Annotated in this window: 19 protein-coding genes; 9 read left to right on the forward strand and 10 right to left on the reverse strand. The window is 64.5% G+C overall.

Features of this window, described 5'->3' with window-relative positions; all coding sequences use genetic code 11:
- Positions 1-38: 38 nt before the first annotated feature.
- Positions 39-1,082 carry an autoinducer 2 ABC transporter substrate-binding protein gene (locus CFB17_RS16680; protein WP_407642436.1) on the reverse strand — a complete coding sequence of 348 codons (1,044 nt, stop codon included), beginning with the start codon at positions 1,080-1,082 and terminating at the stop codon, positions 39-41.
- A 91-nt stretch (positions 1,083-1,173) separates the two neighbouring features.
- The gene (gene deoC, locus CFB17_RS16685; protein WP_088562715.1) at positions 1,174-1,860 is read right to left on the reverse strand and encodes a deoxyribose-phosphate aldolase; all 687 of its coding nucleotides are present in this window, start codon (positions 1,858-1,860) and stop codon (positions 1,174-1,176) included.
- Between the two features lie 145 nt (positions 1,861-2,005).
- Here deoC and CFB17_RS16690 point away from each other — a divergent pair, with 145 nt between their 5' ends.
- Both CFB17_RS16690 and CFB17_RS16695 read left to right on the forward strand, forming a co-directional pair.
- Positions 2,006-2,737 carry a DeoR family transcriptional regulator gene (locus CFB17_RS16690; protein ID WP_088562716.1) on the forward strand — a complete coding sequence of 244 codons (732 nt, stop codon included), beginning with the start codon at positions 2,006-2,008 and terminating at the stop codon, positions 2,735-2,737.
- Positions 2,738-2,826: 89 nt separating this feature from the next.
- Positions 2,827-3,021, forward strand: coding sequence for a YegP family protein (locus tag CFB17_RS16695; RefSeq protein WP_088562717.1), 195 nt, complete (start codon positions 2,827-2,829; stop codon positions 3,019-3,021).
- A 26-nt stretch (positions 3,022-3,047) separates the two neighbouring features.
- Here the strand turns inward: CFB17_RS16695 and cynS are convergent, their stop codons facing one another.
- Both cynS and CFB17_RS16705 read right to left on the reverse strand, forming a co-directional pair.
- Entirely contained in the window at positions 3,048-3,533 is a 486-nt protein-coding gene (gene cynS, locus CFB17_RS16700; RefSeq protein ID WP_088562742.1) for a cyanase, read from the reverse strand.
- Positions 3,534-3,599: 66 nt separating this feature from the next.
- On the reverse strand, positions 3,600-5,405 hold the full coding sequence (locus CFB17_RS16705) for a flavin-containing monooxygenase (RefSeq protein WP_088562743.1): 1,806 nt from the start codon (positions 5,403-5,405) through the stop codon (positions 3,600-3,602).
- Positions 5,406-5,598: 193 nt separating this feature from the next.
- Between CFB17_RS16705 and CFB17_RS16710 the strand changes: the two genes are divergently transcribed.
- The 3 genes from CFB17_RS16710 to copC all read left to right on the forward strand — a co-directional run bounded on the left by CFB17_RS16710 (position 5,599) and on the right by copC (position 8,313).
- Positions 5,599-6,000 (forward strand): hypothetical protein, encoded by a 402-nt coding sequence (locus CFB17_RS16710; protein WP_133063941.1) that lies wholly within the window; start codon positions 5,599-5,601, stop codon positions 5,998-6,000.
- A gap of 86 nt (positions 6,001-6,086) precedes the next feature.
- Positions 6,087-7,493: a PepSY-associated TM helix domain-containing protein gene (locus CFB17_RS16715; protein ID WP_088562744.1), complete on the forward strand. Its 1,407-nt coding sequence runs from the start codon at positions 6,087-6,089 to the stop codon at positions 7,491-7,493.
- A gap of 10 nt (positions 7,494-7,503) precedes the next feature.
- Positions 7,504-8,313: a copper homeostasis periplasmic binding protein CopC gene (gene copC, locus CFB17_RS19320; protein WP_165769670.1), complete on the forward strand. Its 810-nt coding sequence runs from the start codon at positions 7,504-7,506 to the stop codon at positions 8,311-8,313.
- Between the two features lie 6 nt (positions 8,314-8,319).
- Here the strand turns inward: copC and CFB17_RS16725 are convergent, their stop codons facing one another.
- A complete protein-coding gene (locus CFB17_RS16725) occupies positions 8,320-8,550 on the reverse strand; it encodes a hypothetical protein (protein ID WP_133063942.1) in 231 nt (76 codons plus the stop codon).
- 161 nt (positions 8,551-8,711) lie between these two features.
- Positions 8,712-9,146 (reverse strand): hypothetical protein, encoded by a 435-nt coding sequence (locus CFB17_RS16730; RefSeq protein WP_088562720.1) that lies wholly within the window; start codon positions 9,144-9,146, stop codon positions 8,712-8,714.
- A 358-nt stretch (positions 9,147-9,504) separates the two neighbouring features.
- On the opposite strand from CFB17_RS16730, the gene CFB17_RS16735 reads away from it, so the two are divergent.
- The gene (locus CFB17_RS16735; protein ID WP_088562721.1) at positions 9,505-9,930 is read left to right on the forward strand and encodes a hypothetical protein; all 426 of its coding nucleotides are present in this window, start codon (positions 9,505-9,507) and stop codon (positions 9,928-9,930) included.
- A 182-nt stretch (positions 9,931-10,112) separates the two neighbouring features.
- Here CFB17_RS16735 and CFB17_RS16740 read toward each other — a convergent pair whose 3' ends face one another.
- Both CFB17_RS16740 and CFB17_RS16745 read right to left on the reverse strand, forming a co-directional pair.
- Positions 10,113-11,309 (reverse strand): benzoate/H(+) symporter BenE family transporter, encoded by a 1,197-nt coding sequence (locus tag CFB17_RS16740; RefSeq protein ID WP_243389922.1) that lies wholly within the window; start codon positions 11,307-11,309, stop codon positions 10,113-10,115.
- A 385-nt stretch (positions 11,310-11,694) separates the two neighbouring features.
- Positions 11,695-12,762: a zinc-binding metallopeptidase family protein gene (locus CFB17_RS16745; protein WP_088562722.1), complete on the reverse strand. Its 1,068-nt coding sequence runs from the start codon at positions 12,760-12,762 to the stop codon at positions 11,695-11,697.
- Positions 12,763-12,949: 187 nt separating this feature from the next.
- On the opposite strand from CFB17_RS16745, the gene CFB17_RS16750 reads away from it, so the two are divergent.
- Entirely contained in the window at positions 12,950-13,741 is a 792-nt protein-coding gene (locus CFB17_RS16750) for an N-formylglutamate amidohydrolase (protein WP_088562723.1), read from the forward strand.
- On the opposite strand, the gene CFB17_RS16755 is transcribed toward CFB17_RS16750, so the two are convergent.
- Entirely contained in the window at positions 13,716-14,357 is a 642-nt protein-coding gene (locus tag CFB17_RS16755) for a TetR/AcrR family transcriptional regulator (protein WP_088562746.1), read from the reverse strand. The genes CFB17_RS16750 and CFB17_RS16755 overlap by 26 nt on opposite strands.
- 188 nt (positions 14,358-14,545) lie before the next feature.
- Here CFB17_RS16755 and CFB17_RS16760 point away from each other — a divergent pair, with 188 nt between their 5' ends.
- Positions 14,546-15,556 carry a YihY/virulence factor BrkB family protein gene (locus CFB17_RS16760; protein WP_207762149.1) on the forward strand — a complete coding sequence of 337 codons (1,011 nt, stop codon included), beginning with the start codon at positions 14,546-14,548 and terminating at the stop codon, positions 15,554-15,556.
- 13 nt (positions 15,557-15,569) lie between these two features.
- A complete protein-coding gene (locus CFB17_RS16765; protein ID WP_088562725.1) occupies positions 15,570-16,742 on the forward strand; it encodes a YbfB/YjiJ family MFS transporter in 1,173 nt (390 codons plus the stop codon).
- On the opposite strand, the gene CFB17_RS16770 is transcribed toward CFB17_RS16765, so the two are convergent.
- Complete coding sequence (locus tag CFB17_RS16770; protein ID WP_088562726.1) at positions 16,731-18,377, reverse strand: FGGY-family carbohydrate kinase; 1,647 nt, start codon at positions 18,375-18,377, stop codon at positions 16,731-16,733. The two genes, CFB17_RS16765 and CFB17_RS16770, sit on opposite strands and share 12 nt — an antisense overlap.
- Positions 18,378-18,444 lie beyond the last annotated feature (67 nt).

Here is an 18,444-nt window from a genome sequence, read left to right on the forward strand (position 1 = left end):
AGGAAAAAGCGGTGCCGGCCGGCACCGCCCAAGCGGGCTTAGAAGTTATAGTTGGCCATGTCGTCCTTGGTGACGCCGACCCAGCCCTGGCCGTAGAGGATGTTGGCGGCCGCATTCGCCGGCGTCTTCAGGCTCGTATAACCCTCAAGGCCAAGATCGAGACCAGCCTTGATCTGATCTTTCTTGCCAGAGAGTGCCATGACCGCCAGCGCGTTCATGGCATAGCCGGCGACGGCGGGGTCCCAGAACTGGATATAGGCGATGTCGCCGTTCTTGAGATACTCGCCGGCCACCGAGACCAGGCCCGTCCCCGCGAAGAAGATCTTGCCCGCCAGCTTCTTCTCGGCGATCAGCCGCCCGGCGCCGGCCGAGGTCGGCATCGGTCCGCCGAGAATGCCTTTGAGATCCGGATAGGCGGTCAGCGTCTCGGCCAGCTTGTTGTAGTCGGTGGCCGCGTCGTCATAGGTCTCCAGGCGGTTGGTCGCCTGGGACATGTCGGGGAAGTTTTCCTTCTGGTAGGCGACGGCGCCGTCGATCCATTCGTTTTGCGATTGCGAGGTCAGGCTGCCGACCGTGGCCACGTACTTGCCCTTGCCGCCCATCTGCTGGCCAAGATGCTTCATGAGCTCGGCACCATAGGCGCGGTTGTCGAAGGCCTCGAGGATGTAGTCGGCGTTCTTGAGGTTCGAGGCCTCGTGGGCGATCACGACGATGCCGCGATCGCGCGCCTTTTGCAGCACGGGCTCCACCGCCTCGACCGAGAAGGGCACGATGCAGATGGCATCGACGCCCTGGGCGATCAGGTTCTCGACCAGTTGTACCTGCTGGGCGGCGTCCGCCTGGGAGGGGCCGACCATCCAGGTGTCGTGGCCGGTGTCGGTGGCGAACTGCTTCACGCCGCCGCGCATCCGATCGAACCAGGCAATGCCGTCGACCTTGACGACCGTGGCGATCGAATAGGACTTGCCCGCGCCATCGCTCGTGATGTCCTTGGAGACTTTGGAGGCATTGACGATGCCGTCTGCCGCAAAGGCCGGCCTCGCGCGCATGATCGCCGTCCCGCCGAGCAGGCCAGCTGCCATCAGTCCGAGAGTGGTCCGTCGTTTCATCATTAGTCCTCCCATGCCGACGCCGCACTTCGCGGCAGCCGTGCAGATCTTCTTGAAGTCCGGCCTAGTAGTCGCTGGCGGCAGCACTCGTGGCGGTCACGATGGCCACGCTGGCGCTGGCGCCTATGCGGGTGGCCCCGGCCGCGATCATCGCCTTCGCGTCCTCTAGCGTGCGCACGCCGCCCGAGGCCTTGACCCCCATGCTCGGGCCAACCGTGGCACGCATGAGGGCGATGTCGGCGACCGTGGCGCCGGCCTTGGAAAAACCGGTCGAGGTCTTGACGAAATCAGCCCCGGCCGCCTTGGCGGCAAGACATGCCGCCCGTTTCTCGTCGTCGGTAAGCAGGCAGGTCTCGATGATCACCTTCAAGACCGCCTGAGGCACGGCCGCGCGCACGGTGTCGATGTCAGCCTTGAGATCATCCAGCCGGCCGTCCTTCAGAGCGCCGATGTCGATGACCATATCGATTTCGGCCGCGCCGTCCGCCACGGCCCGGCTGGCTTCCAGCGCCTTTTGCGCCGCGCCCGAGGCGCCAAGCGGAAAGCCGATCACGGCGCAGGTCAGAACCTCGCTGCCGGCCAGCGCCTTGGCAACACCCGCCACGTGGACGCCATTCACACAGACCGATTTGAAGCCGTGTTGCCTGGCCTCGGCACAGTAGGCCAGCACCTCCTCGGTCCGGGCTTCGGGCTTGAGGATCGTGTGATCGATATAGGCGGCGATCTCGCCAGCTTTCAGCTGTGCGCTCATCGGTCTGGCATCCTGTCTCCGTCGGCTGCGACGCCGGCGGACTGTTATTATCTTAACATTTCTTGTGAAGATCCTTCCAACAATCCGCCGTTTTCGTCAAGCTTAGGCAGTAACCGAATGTCACCCGAGCATACTCAAAGGGCCCATGGCTTCGTTCAACGGCGATGATACCAGACAGGGGCGCTCGAGCCCGACCGAGCGGCTGGCGCGGCTGGCGCAGGCGGTCCGCCTCGACGGCGTCATGCGCCTGAGGGACGCGGCGGCTCTGCTCGGTGTCTCGGAAATGACCGTGCGCCGCGATCTCAAGCATCCGCTGTCGCCCTTTGCCTATCTGGGCGGCTATATCGTGGCGGCACCGGATACCGAGACGCCCTATTCGATCGACACGGAAAAGGACGTGCACGCGCGCGCCAAGGCCAAGGCCTGTGCCAAAGCCCTCTCATTGGTCCGGCCGGACGAGACAATCTTCATCGATTGCGGCACGACGCTGCCGCATCTGGCGGTGGGGCTTTCCCAGGGCATGCCACTTACCGTCGTCACCTACGCGCTCAACATCGCCGAGCGGCTGGCGGGTCGGCCGAGCATCAGGCTGATCCTCCTGGGCGGTGTCTACGAGCCGGCGTCCGCCTCCTTCGCGGCGGGGCCGCAACTGGCTCTGCTCGACCAGTTGGGCGTGACCAAGGCCTTCATCTCAGCCGGCGGCCTGCATCCCGAGCGCGGCGCCACATGCTCGAACTTTCACGAGGTGCCGGTGAAGCAAAAGGCCCTCGCGGTCGCGCTCGAGACCCATCTCGTCATCGATCGCAGCAAGGAGGGCCTGGTTCGTCCGGCCTGGTTCGCACCTGCGGATGCTTTTACCAGCATCATCAGCGCCTGAAGCGTTTTGCTGGTTGGTCGAGTGTTGAAGCCGTGGCATGAGGAGAGGTGTTGCTTCCTCTTTCGCCAACCATGCAAGGAGACAATGCCATGGCCTACAAGTTCGAGATCCACAAGGACAAGAAGGGCGAGTTTCGCGTCCGTTTCATTGCCTCGAACGGCCAGACCGTCTGGGTGACAGAAGGCTACACCGCCAAGGAGTCTGCCCAGAATGCGATCCGCTCGATCCAGGAGCACGGTCCCAAGGCCGAGATCGTCGATTCAACCTTGGTCAAAGAGGCCTGAAACGGCCTCCTCGACCTGTTTCCAGCCTATTCCTCCTTGTAGCCCAAGGTCGGGTTGTTGCCCGTGGCACCATAATATTTGTAGGGCAGGAACTTGCCCGACATGGTGATCTTGACCCGATCCCCCTTGGGATCGGGCTCACGCTCAAGCTCGAAGTCGAAATCGATGGCCGACATGATGCCGTCGCCGAACTCCTCCTGGATGAGCTCCTTCCAGGTCGTGCCATAGACCATGACGAGTTCGTAGAAACGATAGACCAGCGGGTCGGTGGGCGGCATCGGGCAGGAGCCGCGATAGGGCGCCTCGTTGAGAAGGCGACCCTCGGCCTCGCTCAGCCCGAATAGACGCACCGCCTCGGCGACCTGCGGCTTGGTCAGCTTCATCTGCCCAAGGATCGCTGCCGTGACCAGAACAGGCGACGAGCCGCCGATCGTCTGGCAAATATGCGCCCAGCTCCAGCCCTTCTCGCGTTTGATGTCGAGCAGCTTTTCGGTGAGATCGGCACGCTGCATGAGGTCCTCCATGGTGGCCGGTGGTCGGCCGTTGATTGCCGCGCCCACCATGCCACAGACAGAGTCTCAGGCTAAATGGTGGGCTGGTGTCATACCATAGACTGGAGTTGGGATGCCCTCCATCCGCGCCTTCAACTGCAGCGAGAGAAACTGGGAGTAATGGCGTGCCTGGTGCAGGTTGCCGCCTTGGAACCAGAGACCCTCCTGCTGGGTGGGCTTCCACATGTTGCGCTGCTCGCCCTCCCAGGGGCCGGGGTCCTTGGTCGTAGCCGAACCTAAGCCCCAGCATTTGCCAACCTTGTCCGCCACCTCCTGCGAGATCAGCCGGGCGGCCCAGCCATTCATCGAGCCATAGCCCGTGGCATAGACGATGAGGTCGGCCGGCAGCTCGGTGCCGTCGGTGAGGACGACCGAATCCTCGGTGATATGGTCGACACCGACGCGGCTTTTCAGCTTGATCTTGCCGTCCGCCACCAGGTCCGAGGCACCGACATCGATATAGTAGCCCGAGCCGCGCCGGAGATACTTCATCGAGAGGCCGGATTCGTCGTCGCCGAAATCGAGCATGAAGCCCGCCTTCGTCAGCCGGTCGTAGAGATCGGCATCCTCCTTCTTGATCACCTCGTAGATCGGGATCTGGCCGCGATGCATGATCCGATAGGGCATCGAGGCGGCCAGGAGGTCGGCCTTGTCGGTGGTGATGCCGCGCTCCAGCGCATCCTCCGAGTAGAGCACGCCCGTGCCGTATTTGAAGAGCGAGCGCGACGTGACGACGTGCGTGGAGGAGCGCTGCACCATCGTCACGTCGGCGCCATGCTCCCAAAGATCGGCGGCGATGTCATGGGCCGAATTATTGGCGCCGATGACGACGCATTTCTTGCCGCGATAGGCCTCGCCGCTCGGATGCTGGCTCGAATGGTGCTGGACGCCCTTGAAGCGCTCGGCACCCTTGATCTTCGGCACGTTGGGTACGCCCGACATGCCGGTCGCCAGGACGAGCTGCCTTGGACGGAGCGTGACCTCCTTGCCGTCCTTCTCGACGACGACGCTCCAGGTCTTCGCTGCCTCGTCGAAGCTGGCCTTCTTGCAGGTGGTGCTGCCCCAGAAATTCAGCTCCATGACCCGGGCATACATTTCGAGCCAGTCGCCCATCTTGTCCTTGGGCGTGTAGACCGGCCAATCGTCCGGGAAGGGCAGATAAGGCATGTGGTCGTACCAGACCGGGTCATGCAGGCAGAGCGACTTGTAGCGGCTGCGCCACTGGTCGCCCGGCCGAGGGTATTTATCGACGATGATGGTCGGCACGCCCAGGCGGCGCAGCCGGGCGCCCAGTGCCAGGCCGCCCTGGCCGCCGCCGACGATCAGGACATAGGGATCCTTGGTGGTGCCGAGCTCGGCCCGTTCGGCCTCGAGCTTTTCCCGCCAGTTCTTGCGGCCGGGATGGACACCGTGCTCGGCGCCCATGATGCGGCGCCGGCCCTTCTTCTCCTCATGGCCCTTGAGCTCGGTCATGGTGGAAAGCAGCGTGAAGGCCTTGTCGCCCTTCAGCCGGAGATGGCCAAGGCCTCGTGCGACCTCGGTCTCGAAGGTGAACCAGCCCTCGACGATGCCGTCTTTCTCGCTGGCGGTATCGGTCCGGCGGAACTGCCGGGGTTTTGCTTGGCCGAGCGTGGCATCCAGCATGGCCTCCACGCCGGCTGGACCTTCGACCGTGATGATATTCCAGCTGAAGGCGACAAGGTCGCGCCAGAAGCTTTCGGTCGCCTCGAACATCGCCGCCGCCGCCTTGGCGTCGCCTCGTTCCAAGGCGTCGCCGAACGATGCGAGCCAAGCGTCAACGCGCGCGGCGGCGCCCTCGCTCACGAGATCCATGTTGCCTCCCTGAAAAGGCTCTTGATCATGGATCGCCATTGATAGCGATCCTTTAGGCTTGGCAGTTTCGCAGCCTTGCGGCCCCCCGTCCAGCCGAGCGCGCCCGTCCATCGGCTGCGACCAAGTCGCCCATTTTGGCCCTTGGCGGCTTTGAGAACTTTCCCACGTGGTAAGGTTCCGTCAGATTGGATCGATGCGACAGTCTCGATCCTGGGCGGAGAAGGGTGACGCGCGTCGGTTGGGCGCGCTGGCGCTAGCCTATGCCTTCATCCTCCAGATCCTGGCGGCCGGCTTTGTCACCACCCTGGTGCCGGCCGGGGCGGCTGGCATCTTCATCTGTGGCGAGCACGCCCTGCACGGCCTGCCGGGTGCCGATGCCAGGCTGTCACCCGACGGGCCAGCCAAGGCCAGTCCCTGCCTGCCCTGTCCCTTCTGCGTGGCCCATCTGGGTACCCTGCCGACGGTCGGCGACCGCATGATCCAGCGTCGTGCCGCCATTGTCGCCGCCCCCTCGTCACGGCCCTATCTGGTCCGTGCCGGTTACACCACGGCGCCGCCAACACCGCCGCGCGGCCCACCCTACAGCCTGATCTGAAGCCGACCGGGCGGTTGCCCGGCTTCGACGATGCGCAGCCTTGGGCTTGCCGCATCCGCCTTCATCCCTTGTCGGGATCGTCGATCATGCAAGTCGTCTCCTCCGCCCGGGCCCTCGGTCCGGCGCCGCTGGGTGCCGTTTATCGCGCCGTATGGCGCTGGCATTTCTATGCCGGGCTCCTGGTTATCCCCTTCCTCATACTCTTGGCCGTAACCGGTGGGCTCTATCTCTTCCACAAGGAGATCGACGCCGTCGTCCATGCGAACCTCCTACGCGTCCAGCCCGGCACCGGGCCGGGCCTCGCGCCATCGGCTCTTGTGGCCAACGCGCAAAGGGCCGTGCCCGGGACCCCCTTGACCTACGTTACGCCGGGCGATCCCGGGGCCGCCGCGGCGGTCGGCATCCGGACCCCGGAGGGCACGCATCGTCTTGTCTATCTCGATCCGGCGGACGGGCGGGTGCTCGGCAGCATCGGGCCGAAATCGACGGTCATGGGTATCGTTCGCCAATTGCACAGCCTGGCCTTCTTTGGTGTCTGGCCACCTTACGTGATCGAGATCGTTGGCGGCTGGACCGTCGTCCTGGTCCTGACCGGCCTTTATCTCTGGTGGCCGCGCGGCGGCCGCAAAGGCGGCGTCGTCAGCCTGCGCGGCACGCCGACCAAGCGCATCTTCTGGCGCGATCTCCATGCGGTAAGTGGCCTTCTTGCCGCAATCTTCCTGGCGTTCCTGGCCGTCACGGGTATGCCCTGGTCGAGCTTTTGGGGTGGTCAGACGCACCGCCTCGTCGCCGCCGCCGGCATCGGCTTTCCAGCCGGCGCCTGGGGCGACGCGCCGTCATCGAGCCTGCCGCTTCAAGCCGTGGCAGCCGACGTGGGCTGGACGATGCAGACGTCCCCGGTCCCGCTCTCGAGTGGCCATCATCAAGGTGCGCCGACGAAGGAGGGAACGCCAGCCGATTTGCCGACCTCGATCGGCCTGGACGCGGCCGTGGCGATCTTCAACGAGGCGGGCCTAGAGCGCGGCTATGCCGTGGCGCTGCCGCAGACGGCTGAGGGGGTCTATAGCGGGACGGTCTACCCGGCAGACCTCGCCAAGGAGCGGGCTATCCATCTCGACCAGTATACCGGCCGGAAGCTGATCGACGTCGCCTTTGCCGATTATGGCTGGGGCGGCAAGGCGATTGAGTGGGGGGTCAACGTTCATATGGGCCAGGAATTCGGCCGGCTGAACCAGATCGTGCTGGCGCTGGCCTGCGTGCTCGTCATCGTCATGGCAGTGGGTGCCCTGGTCATGTGGTGGAAGCGGCGGCCGCCCGGATCCCTGGCGGCCCCACCCTGGCCCTCGGACCGTCGACCGGTCGTCGCCGTGACGGCCATCCTGTTCGTCCTCGGCCTGGTCTATCCACTGACCGGCATATCAATGTTGGCGATCCTGGCCGTCGATCTTATCGGCCACCATATGCTGGCGGCACGTGCCGCCAGCGCTGCTTAGGGAAAGAAGAATGGCCGCCAAGCCCAACCATCTCCGTCATGCGCTTCCGCTGCTGGCATTCCTCCTGCCGGCGACGGCCCAGGCTCATGCGCATCTGCAATCCGCCACGCCCGCCGACGGCGCCACGGTCCAGGCAGCGCCTGAGGACATCGTCCTGCAATTCAGTGAGGGCATCGAGCCAGCGCTAAGCCGAGTTTCCATTACCGGTCCGGACGGCAAGGCCGTCGCCACCACAATCAAGGTCGACGCGGGCGATCCCTCGCGCCTGCACATCGTACCGGCCCAGCCTTTGCAGGCGGGCGGCCAGACCCTGGCTTGGCGGCTCGTCTCGGCCGACACGCATCGTGTGCAGGGCAGCCTGCGCTTCGAGATCGCCGGCGGGCCGGCCGCGAAGGTGGGCAAGATCTCGATCCTGGAGCCGCATGCCCTGGCGACGGCGCCGCACCAGCCAACCGGCGCTGCCTATATGACGATCGTCAATGACGGTGAAACACCCGACCGTCTGATCGCGGTCGCTACAAACGTCGCGAAGTCGGCCTCGCTGCACCGCTCGGCCGCCGACGACGCTGGTGTCATGACCATGGGCCCGCTTGAGGACGGTCTCGAGATCCCCGCCCACGGTCGCGCCGAGCTTGCCCCTGGTGGCGTGCATGTCATGCTTGAGGGGTTGGCGGCGGGATTGAAGGCGGGTCAGGTCCTGACGATCGAGCTCACTTTCGCACAAGCCGGCCGGACCACGCTGCTCGTTCCGGTGCAGGCTCTGGGCGGCGGTCGATCGGCGATGCAGAGCGGCATGCCGACGCAGCCCGGCACCCCCTGAACGGCCTCAAGCACAGCTCTGCCGCGCGGCCAGTTCCTTCAGCGTGTTGGCAAAGGCTTCGAGGCAATCGACCAACTCGATTTCCTGGACGAAATCCTGGGGCTCGTCGAGGTCGATTGCCTCGAGCAGCTTGACGATACGGTTGATCTCGAGGTCGAGGGTTTCGAATTTGGCCTCGTTTGGAAGGCCCAGCTGTATGCGAAGATGCTCAAGGGTGGTCACTGCTTCGTTTCGCATCTGATCCAACTGCATAAGCTTCTGGTTGAGATTTTCCTGGAGCCGAGCCGCTATACGTGGGTGCACAGACCCTCTCCCCCGAACGGTCATCATTGGCAGATTATGATTGGCATTCGGCATGGGGACGAGACGCCCCTAGGCCTCTGTCGTATTGGGATATTCTAATTTCTTGTATCTTTCTCACTATTTTCCGGCTCGTATCCAGACAGGCTCCGGAGCTTGGCCCGGACCGTCTCTGCCGGGATCGACCACAGGTCGCCGATCGTCTCGGGCGTGAGTTCCAGGAGCGTGGCCGCGAGGAACAGACGGCGCTCTTCCAGGCCCAGGGCCGCCAGCCGATCGACGCGCGGGTCGTTCGACGGCGGTGGCCGGTGGTTGGGATCGAGGCCCTGGTCGATCGCCCGCAGCATAGCCAGGCGAAATTGGCCAAGGGTCGGTGCTGCCTCGTATAGCATGGCCGTACTGGTCTCGATCGTCGCCGACTCGAAGGCCGCCTGCCCTGCCTCCTGGCCCAGAAGCAGGATCGCGTAGGCCTGGATCGCCTTCATCTCGGCGGTCAGCGGGTCGTCCACGTCGTCCACCTCGTCGCTTCCCATGTCGAGATCTTCCTGGGGTACCGGGCCTTCATGAACTGTCGCCCCTGAACGCGCCCGGCGCGGATCCGCAAGGGGGATAGGGCGGCGATGCAGGCCTTCAAGGTTGAAATGGTCGTGGCAGACCTAGCTCTCGCCAGGCTGATCTTCGCATCTGCGCAACGCGCCAAGGATAGCATGATCGAGGCCCATCGCGTCCAGGATCCGCGGTTCACTCGGGCATCGGCGGCGAGGCGATGAGCTTGATGCGCATCAAAAGACGGTCGATCGACTATTAAGCGCGTGTCAGGGACCATTCGGGGTTGCCGCCGGGGGCATCTTGTGGTTGTGATCCGGCCTTCATGAAACGGGGGCGACGCAAATGAAGGCGAAGTTAATTTTCCTATTTCTCGCCGCGGCGATGCTCAATGGCTGCGCCCATCGAGGCGGCGAGAGTGATCAGGCCTCGGCGTCCAATTCGACATCCGGCAGCCGGACGGTCGTCATGTCGAACGGCGAGGAAGGCGAGATCATCGGCACGCCGGCACCCGGCAGCAAATTTTCGAAGATCCAGCTCAACATGAGCCGCCGGCAGGTCGAGAGCCTGATCGGGCCTCCCGATGACGAAACCGGCCATTTGACCGGCAAGGCCTTCATCCCGTTCTTCTTCGGTGGCGATTCGTATCGCACGGAGGCCTTTTATAAGGGCGAGGGCCAGCTGACCTACTCGCCGCGCAGCATTGGCGCCGAGCCCAACCAGTTGATCAAGATGGAGGTCAACCCGGCCGCCACCGGCTTCTCGGAATAACCGCTCAAGTAGCCCGAAGGGCGATAGCGTCGAGAAAGCGGGCTCAAGTAGCCCGAAGGGCGATAGCGCCGGAAAAGCGCACTCAAGTAGCCTGAAGGGCGGTAGCGCCGGAAAAGCCGGCTTAAGCGTCTCGAAGGCGATAGCGCCGCATACGAGTTGAGCGGCAGTCGGAGAACTGCCGCTCAACTTCGGCCGAGCCGGTTCAGGCCCACGAGGACCCCGCCGGCGATGAGACCCCAGAAAGCGGCGCCGATGCCCAGCACGGCGACGCCGGACGCAGCGGTGACGAAGGTGACGATAGCGGGCACCCTGTCGTCCTCGCGCACGAGCGCACCCATCAGGGCGCTGGCCAGGCTGGCGAGCAAAGCAAGACCGGCCACGGTCTGGATCAAAACGGGCGGGGCCGAGGCGATGAAGGCCGCGGCGAGACCGGCGAAGAGGCCAAAGACGATATAGGTGCCGCCAAGCGCGATCGAGGCGATCCAGCGGCGGTTGGCATCAGGATGCGCCTCCGGGCCGGCGCAAAGGGCCGCTGTGATCGCCGCCAGGTTCACGGTCATGCCGCCGACGGGGGCCGCGAGAATGCTGGCGAGGCCCGTCCAGACGAAGAGGGAGCCGATCGGCGGATGGTAGCCATTGCCATTCAAGACGGCCAGGCCCGGTACGTTCTGCGAGGCCATTGTGACGATGAAGAGCGGCAGCGCGATGTTGACGACGGCACCCAGATCGAAGCCCGGGACAACGAGGACCGGCACAGGCCAGACATGAGTCAGCGTCGCGGCCGGCAGGGTGGTCGACAGGCCAATGACAATGGCCGCCACCAGCACCGTGACGGGCACGGCATAGCGTCTGGCAAAGCGCCAGGCCAGCGCCCAGGCAATGATGATCGGCAGGGCCAGATGCGGCATGGCGCCAAGCGCGTGCACCGGAGCTAGGCAGAGGTCGAGGAGGACGCCGGCCAGCATGGCGGCGGCGAGGCTGCGCGGAATGGCGGCCACGGCCTCGCCGAAACCGCGCCAGAGGCCGGCTATGACGATGAGCAGGCCCGTTAGCATGAAGGCGCCGACGGTGACCGGAAAACCGCCGGCCGGCGTGCCGGTGGCGATCAGAAGGACGGCGCCGGGCGTTGACCAGGCGATGCTGATCGGCATGCGCAGGCGCAGGCTGAGGGCGATCGAGGCTACGCCCTGGATCAGGCAAACAGCCATCAGGCCCGCCGCCGCCTCCAGTGGCGTGGCACCCGCCGCCCGCAGGCCCTGGAGGACGATCGTGAAGGCGCTGGCGAAGCCGACGACGGCAGCGAGCGCCCCTGCGGCCAGCGGCTGCAGGGCGTCGCCCGAGGGCGTCATCCCTCCCTCGCCGGCAAGAGCCTCGCGCATCATTGTCTTCTCCTTGGCTTCGTTTCTTCTCCTGCCATCGACCCGCGGCGTTCGGCAATGGCGCAGCCCGAAGCAGCGACCGTCCTCAAGGCCGACAACCGACACTCGCCCGGGACTTCCAGCCGGACAAAGACGATCTGGCTTCTGGCCCGGGATCGCTTCGTTAAGACACCTTATGGGCGGGGCGGTTAAGTCGGAGTCCTCGATCGTCGTCGATGCGGGCGTCTTCGTTTCGACGGTCGTTTTTGCGACGGGGGGCAATTCATCGCAACGTCCGATGCAGCGATCGGCGGCGTATCCCGTCGGCTGATCGCCGTAAGCGCGCCTCGCTGGCGCTGGATGAGAAGCTCTTAGCCTCCCTACGACCCTGGCCTTGCCTTGACGGTCAGCCGGTGGTTCCAGCGGGTGTGTGAACGATCTTGTGGATGTAGCCGAGCTTCGTGATCACCGGCGGTGAGAGGACGAAGGGGTATAGGTCCTGGAGGCCCATGGCGCGGTTCAGGCTGTTGACCGCGTAGGTCAGCGGCAGCCAGGCATCGATCAGCGTCTCGACTCGCCGGACCTTGTGAGGGTCGAAATCGATTTCAGTCTCGACATCCATGGCATCGGGAGCGATCGAGATGCCAAAGGCGCTGGCCATCTCCAGCGTATCCACGATGTGGAGATAGTGAGCCCAGGTCTCAGCGAAGTCTTCCCAGGGATGCATGGTAGCATAGGAACTGACGAAGCTGTTTTGCCAGTCGGGCGGCGCGCCTTCGTTGTAGTGGCGCTGGATCGCCTGGCCGTAATCCTGCGTGTCGTCGCCGAAGATGGCGCGGCATGCTTCGAGATCGTTCCGGTCGCGGACCAATTTGTCCCAATAATAATGGCCGACCTCATGGCGGAAATGGCCGAGCAGGGTGCGATAGGGCTCGTTCATCTGCGCGCGCAGCGCCTCGCGCTCTGCATCGTCGGCCTCGGTCAGCGAAATGGTGATGAGACCGTTGTCGTGGCCGGTCATGACCTTGGGCGCCGAGGGATCGGGGGGATCGGCCAGGAAGTCGAAGACGAGAGGTTCGGGGTCGCCGCTGCCGGGGGTTGGACGCGGCAGATTCAGTTTCAAGACAGAGTACATAAGGCGCCGTTTGGCGGCCTCGAGATTTTGCCAGCGGCCGTGGAAGTCCGCATTGGAGAGATCGGGGATCGTCTGATTGTGCTGGCAGGCGAGACACAAGGGACTGTCGCCTTCGAGAGGCACCATCCAGTTGCAGCCCTGCAACTCCCAGTTCGCGCAGAAACGGTAGCGACTCTCGGGCGACTTGTTAGCTAGCGCGATCCAGTTGGCACCGTCGGGCTCGACGGCGCTCATTTCGCCCAGATCTGGAAGGTAGCCGAGCTTGTGACCGCATTTCTCGCAGAGCGTGTTCTCAAAGAAAAGCGTCTGACCGCAATGCTGGCATTTGAAGAGTTTCATTCATGGAAACCTTGAAAGGAACGCGTGGCGATAAACAAACGCCCTTGTTCTTGGTTCCCTTGATCTGGCACCGCCATGAGCCGGAGGGGGCGAGCGCGTGAGAAAGGCTCCGCGGCGCGGTTTCGCCTGGAGCGGAATCGAACTAGGCACGAGCGAGGTGAAGTGATCAGCAGGAAGGAGGGATGCCTTGGCCGAGGCCCTGTTATTAGCGCCTGACGAACCGTCGCCCGTACGTCACCTGAGGCCGGATGGCAGTTCGCCCTTCGTCTTCACCTGTGACCATGCCGACCGGCTGATCCCGCGTCGGCTCGGCAGGCTGGGTCTGGAGGAGACGGAGATCGCTCGCCACATCGGCTGGGACATCGGCATCTGGGAGGTCGGGCTGATCCTGGCCGCACGCTTCGATGCGCCATTGATCGGTCAGGGTTATTCGCGGCTGGTGATCGACTGCAACCGGCCGCCGGAGGTGCAAAGCTCGATCCCAGAGATTTCCGAGAGCACGGTCATCCCGGGTAACCTTCACCTTAGCGACCATGATCGGCAACGGCGCCAGAATGAGATCTTCGAGCCCTATCACGCCGTTATCGCCGACGCGCTAGAGGCCCGCCGGCTGGCCGGGCGACGGACGATCTTGGTGGCACTGCACAGTTTCACGCCGGTTTTCAAGGATGTGCCCCGGCCCTGGGAGATAGGGCTTCTGTTCCATCGTGACCGCCGGCTGGCCGATCGGCTGCTGCCCTGGCTACGCCACCGTCACGACATCAAGACGCCCGTGGGCGAGAACGAGCCCTACGCCGTCAGCGACGAGACCGACTACACGATCCCCGTGCATGGCGAGGGGCGGGGCCTGCCGCACGTCGCGGTCGAGATCCGCCAGGATCTGCTCTTGGAGCCAGTTGGTCAGCGACGCTGGGCCGGGCTTTTCGGCGACGCCTTGACCGAGGCCCTGGCGCTCATGCCCACAGACGGGCCTCCTTGAAGCTGTCCTTGCCCTCGACCAGATTGGCGACGATCTCGGGCGGCGCCTTCTCCGGCAAGGAGTCGACTAGGCAATGCTGTGCCATGTAGGCGATCTGGACGAGGAGCCGATCGACGGGCAGCGAGGTGATCTGCGGCAGCTTTAGAACGTAACGGGTGATCGCCACGCCCAGGATCTGTGAGCAGAGAAAACCCGCCCGCTCCATCAGTTCATCAGGCGGACAGATGGGGCGGAAGGCTGCCAGGACCTGAGTGCGGAACAGTTCGTGCATCCTCATGCGCGCATGCTCGTTGGTGGTCGAGGCGCGCAGAAGGACAGTCATTGTATCGTTATGGTCGCTGCCTTCCCACTTGGCGACGAAGTGGCTGGCAATGGTCATGCCGATCTGATCGCGCGGCAATTTGGTGAGGTCGGGAATGCGAAGGTCGAAGCTGGCGGCAGCCGCAAGCAGGCCTTCCTTGCTGCCGTAATAGCGCATGACCATCGAGGGATCGATGCCGGCGTCGCGCGCGATGTTGCGGATGGTCGCTCCCTCATAGCCGTGCTCCGCGAAGTGTCGTCGTGCCTGCCAAAGAATGCGGGCTCGTGATTCTGCGGAGCGCTGCGTGAATGCCATGGCCATCGTCTCCCTAACGTCACGCCGTTCGAAGTTTTGGGTTCGCTCTCGCCTGCCATCATGCGTTGGCTTTTACGACGCAGCAAGCAGAATGCGATGCAACTGGATCACGTGTGACCTTGTTGCTGCGGCCCACGCTTGTCGGCGGGGGCTTTGAGTCTATCCTAATGAACGAGACTTCATGGAGTATGCATTATTTGGCCGGTTTAGCGACAGGTGACCCGCACGGCCGCGATGCCGACGCCCCGACTCGCATTCCCCTCCGGGGTTGGTGGGACATAGCCTTCAGGATATGGCGAAACATCGGCGAGGACCGGCTGCTTTCCGTCGCTGCCGGCATGACCTTCTATACGCTCTTGGCGATCTTTCCCGCGATCGCTGCCTTCGTCTCGCTCTATGGTCTTCTAGCCAGCGGCCAGTCGGTCGAGGGCACGCTCGACTATCTGCGCGGCGTGCTGCCGCCCGATGCGCTCGACCTTCTGGCAGATCAGATGCGTCGCCTCGTCTCGCAAGATAACAGCGCCTTGAGTCTGGGCTTCTTCATCAGCCTCGGGTTCTCACTTTGGAGCTCCAATGCCAGCATGAAGGCGCTCTTCGATGCATTGAGCATCGTCTATCATGAGAGGGAAAAGCGCGGTTTCTTCCTGTTGACGGGGCTGTCCTTGACCATGACGCTGGGCGGCCTTCTCTTCATCATCCTGGCCTTGAGCTGCGTCGTCGTCTTGCCGATCGTCCTCAGCTTCGTCGGGCTTGGCTTTGTCACCGAATGGGTGATGCGACTGATCCGCTGGCCGCTTCTCTTCGCGGCAGGGTGTCTGTTCTTGACCTTTGTCTACCGTTACGGGCCGTCACGCCGGCCGGCCAAGTGGAGATGGATAAGCCTTGGCAGCATCGTGGCGGTCCTGCTCTGGATCATCGCCTCGATGGCCTTTTCCTACTATGTCGCCAATTTCGGCAGCTATAACAGGACTTACGGCTCGCTGGGCGCCGTCGTCGGCTTCATGACCTGGATCTGGATTTCCTCGATCATCATCTTGATCGGTGCGGAGCTCAATGCTGAGATCGAGCATCAGACCAGCGTCGACAGCACGATCGGCAAAGACCGGCCGTTGGGCGAGCGCGGTGCCACCATGGCGGATTCGATCGGCCCCACGGCCGGCGAGGTTGGTAAGTCCGAACAATCTTTGCAACAGAGCTGACGCAGGCGCGGCGATGCAAGCTAACGCGATCCCTTTCCGCGCTATGGCGGCGATCCTCTCGGCCCTTCTGGCCTCCTTTCTTGGCATCGGTCTAGCCCGCTTTGCGTATACGCCGCTGGTGCCAGTCCTGATCAGTGCTGGCTGGTTCAAGGCCAGCGCCACCGCCTATCTTGGGGCGGCCAATCTCCTGGGCTATCTTTCGGGTGCGCTGCTCTCGCGGCAGCTCGGCCGCCGACTGCGGCCGGCCTTGGCCCTGCGCGGCCTGATGCTTTTGGCGACGGCTTCCTTCTTTGCCTGCAGCGCCCCGGCGAGCTTCCTCTGGTTTTTCCTTTGGCGCTTTCTCTCTGGCGTGGCCGGCGGTGCCATCATGGCCCTGGCGGCCCTGGCCGTGCTGCCGGAGGTGGGACCCGAGCGGCGTGGTCTGGCGGGCGGCCTGATCTTCATGGGCGTGGGATTGGGCATAGCGCTATCCGCCATGGCGATGCCGTTCCTTCTCAGCCAGGGATTGCAATTCACCTGGCTGACCCTGGGTGGCGTCGCCCTCCTGGCCACGCTGCTCGCCTGGTTCGGCTGGCCGGCCGACGTGCCGGCCGACGCGACCCCAGACAGCGATGGCGCCAGGCTGTCGCTGCCGCTTCACGCCCTGTTGCTCGAATACGGCATGATCGCCTTTGGCATCGTGCCGCATATTCTCTTTCTCGTCGATTTCGTGGCGCGTGGCCTGGGGCGCGGGCTTGCCGCTGGTGCCGGTTGCTGGCTGGCCTTTGGCCTCGGCGCGCTGGCTGGCCCGGTCCTGGCGGGACGCTTGGCCGATCGTATCGGCTTTGCCCGTGCCCTTCGCCTGGGTCTCGGTCTCCAGGCCTTGGCGGTGGCCCTCGTCACCCTCAGCCAGAGGCAACCGGCCCTCTACCTCTCCGCCGTCCTGGCCGGTGCCTTTACCCCTGGCGTGGTGCCCCTCGTCCTGGGGCGGGTGCAGGAACTGACCGCGGGTCATGCCGCGGCCGGGAGCCGGGCCTGGCGGCTATCGACGATCGCCTATGCGCTGGGCCAGGCGGTGGCCGCCTATGTCTTCTCCTATCTCTTCGCCAAGACGGGCAGCCACGAGCTTCTTTTTCTCCTGGGCAGCCTGACCCTGGCGGCGGCGCTCCTCATCGACCTTGCGGCAAGCCGTCGCTCAGTCGCCTGAGGCTGTCTCCCGCATCAGCTCTCGATAGGCCATCTGGTCCTCGTGCAGCCGCTTGAAGACGGCATATTTGGCGTCGTGATAGGCAGCTACGGCATCGCTCGCCGGCTCGATCAGGGCGCCGGGCGCGCTCATGCCCGCCATGGCGATCTCGATCGAGGGATAGAGGCCGCCTGCAACCGCACCCAGGATAGCGCTGCCGAGCAGGACGGCCTCGGGTTCCTTCGGCAGGGCGATCCGGCAATGACAGGCATCGGCATGTTCGCGCAGGAAGACAGGGTTCTTGGTGCCGCCACCGCAGGCCGTGATCGTGTCGATCGTGTAGCCTTGCTCTCCCATGGTCTCGATGATGTGGCGCGTGCCGTAGGCGATGGCCTGGATGGTGGCCAGATAGAGCAGAGCCAGGTCATCGCCGTTAGCGTGGAGTTGCAGGCCGGAGATGGCGCCGCGCAGCGTGGCATCGGCGCGCGGTGAGCGGTTGCCGTGGAAATCGGCATCGACGTGCAGTCGTTCGGTGAGCTTGGCCGGGAAGGGGACAGCGGCGGCCAGCTTCTCCAGCCGGGCGTTCAGCCGCTGATAGATCGTGATCCCTTCCGCGTCGGCCGCCTTCTTCTCGGCGGCATAGGCCGCATGAGTCGACACCACATGGTCGATGAGGCTGCCGGTCGCCGACTGGCCACCTTCGTTCAGCCACATGCCAGGCACCATGGCCGAGTAGTAGGGCCCCCAGACGCCGGGCACGAAGCGGGGCTCGCGGCTGACCGCCATGTGGCAGGAGGATGTGCCGCCCACCAGGGCCACACGCTGCTCCAGGCCCTTCTGGTCGACCGGCTGGCCGTCGATGGCGGCGCCGATTACGCCAAGCCCGCCCGCATGTGCGTCGATGGCGGAGACGCCGACGGGGATGCCGGCCGGCAGGCCCAGCTCGGCGGCGGCCCGCGTGCTCAGGCCCTCGCCGACGACGCCGCCCAACGGACGCACCTCGGTCCCCAGGCGGGCAAAGCCCTCGTCGGCCAGATCGCCCAGGCCGATGGCGCGAAAATAGTTCTCGTCCCAGCGATCCTCGTGGCCGAGATAGGTCCATTTGCAGACCGTCGAGCACAAGGAGCGCGAGGTGGCCCCGGTGGCGCGCCAGGTCAGGAAGTCGGGAAGATCGAAGAAATGCGCCGTCCTCTGCCAGCTCTCCGGCATGTTCTCCTTCAGCCAGAGGAGCTTGGGTGTTTCCATCTCGAGCGAAATGCGCCCGCCCACGTAGCGGAGCACGTCATGGCCGCCCGCATTGATGCGCTCCGCCTGGTCCAGGGCGCGGTGGTCCATCCAGACGATGACGTTGCGGGTATCGTCCTTCGAGGGACCGGCCGCCACGGGCTGGCCCTTTGCATCGATCAGGACGAGCGAGCAGGTGGCATCGAAGCCAAGGCCCTTGACCGCGACCGGCCCGGCTGCGGCCAGCGCCTCTTTGGTCGCGGCGACGACGGCAGTCCAGATGTCGTCGGTCGACTGCTCGACGAAGTCGGCCTGCTCGCGCCACATGCGGATCGGCCGTACCGCCTGGCCCAGCATCTGGCCCTGGGGCGTGAAGACGCCCGCCCGGGCGCTTCCGGTCCCGACATCGATACCGATCACGACGTCCTGCATGGCACGACCTTTCCCTTCATCCGACCGTGGCCGCTTTTAAGGTCTGGACGACGCCAGCACCAGGGGA

Origin of the sequence: Arboricoccus pini, from assembly GCF_900187945.1 — a bacterium.
In the GTDB taxonomy this organism is placed as follows: domain Bacteria; phylum Pseudomonadota; class Alphaproteobacteria; order Geminicoccales; family Geminicoccaceae; genus Arboricoccus; species Arboricoccus pini.

Coding starts and splice junctions, on each gene's coding strand:
- CFB17_RS16690 (WP_088562716.1), top strand. CDS start 2,006: ATGGCTTCGTTCAACGGCGATGATACCAGACAGGGGCGCTCGAGCCCG.
- cynS (WP_088562742.1), bottom strand. CDS start 3,533: ATGCAGCGTGCCGATCTCACCGAAAAGCTGCTCGACATCAAACGCGAG.
- CFB17_RS16705 (WP_088562743.1), bottom strand. CDS start 5,405: ATGGATCTCGTGAGCGAGGGCGCCGCCGCGCGCGTTGACGCTTGGCTC.
- CFB17_RS16730 (WP_088562720.1), bottom strand. CDS start 9,146: ATGGGAAGCGACGAGGTGGACGACGTGGACGACCCGCTGACCGCCGAG.
- CFB17_RS16770 (WP_088562726.1), bottom strand. CDS start 18,377: ATGCAGGACGTCGTGATCGGTATCGATGTCGGGACCGGAAGCGCCCGG.
- CFB17_RS16740 (WP_243389922.1), bottom strand. CDS start 11,309: ATGCGCGAGGCTCTTGCCGGCGAGGGAGGGATGACGCCCTCGGGCGAC.
- CFB17_RS16695 (WP_088562717.1), top strand. CDS start 2,827: ATGGCCTACAAGTTCGAGATCCACAAGGACAAGAAGGGCGAGTTTCGC.
- CFB17_RS16715 (WP_088562744.1), top strand. CDS start 6,087: ATGCAAGTCGTCTCCTCCGCCCGGGCCCTCGGTCCGGCGCCGCTGGGT.
- deoC (WP_088562715.1), bottom strand. CDS start 1,860: ATGAGCGCACAGCTGAAAGCTGGCGAGATCGCCGCCTATATCGATCAC.
- CFB17_RS16680 (WP_407642436.1), bottom strand. CDS start 1,082: ATGGCAGCTGGCCTGCTCGGCGGGACGGCGATCATGCGCGCGAGGCCG.
- CFB17_RS16745 (WP_088562722.1), bottom strand. CDS start 12,762: ATGAAACTCTTCAAATGCCAGCATTGCGGTCAGACGCTTTTCTTTGAG.
- CFB17_RS16725 (WP_133063942.1), bottom strand. CDS start 8,550: ATGCGAAACGAAGCAGTGACCACCCTTGAGCATCTTCGCATACAGCTG.
- CFB17_RS16765 (WP_088562725.1), top strand. CDS start 15,570: ATGCAAGCTAACGCGATCCCTTTCCGCGCTATGGCGGCGATCCTCTCG.
- CFB17_RS16760 (WP_207762149.1), top strand. CDS start 14,546: ATGCATTATTTGGCCGGTTTAGCGACAGGTGACCCGCACGGCCGCGAT.
- CFB17_RS16710 (WP_133063941.1), top strand. CDS start 5,599: ATGCGACAGTCTCGATCCTGGGCGGAGAAGGGTGACGCGCGTCGGTTG.
- copC (WP_165769670.1), top strand. CDS start 7,504: ATGGCCGCCAAGCCCAACCATCTCCGTCATGCGCTTCCGCTGCTGGCA.
- CFB17_RS16735 (WP_088562721.1), top strand. CDS start 9,505: ATGAAGGCGAAGTTAATTTTCCTATTTCTCGCCGCGGCGATGCTCAAT.
- CFB17_RS16755 (WP_088562746.1), bottom strand. CDS start 14,357: ATGGCATTCACGCAGCGCTCCGCAGAATCACGAGCCCGCATTCTTTGG.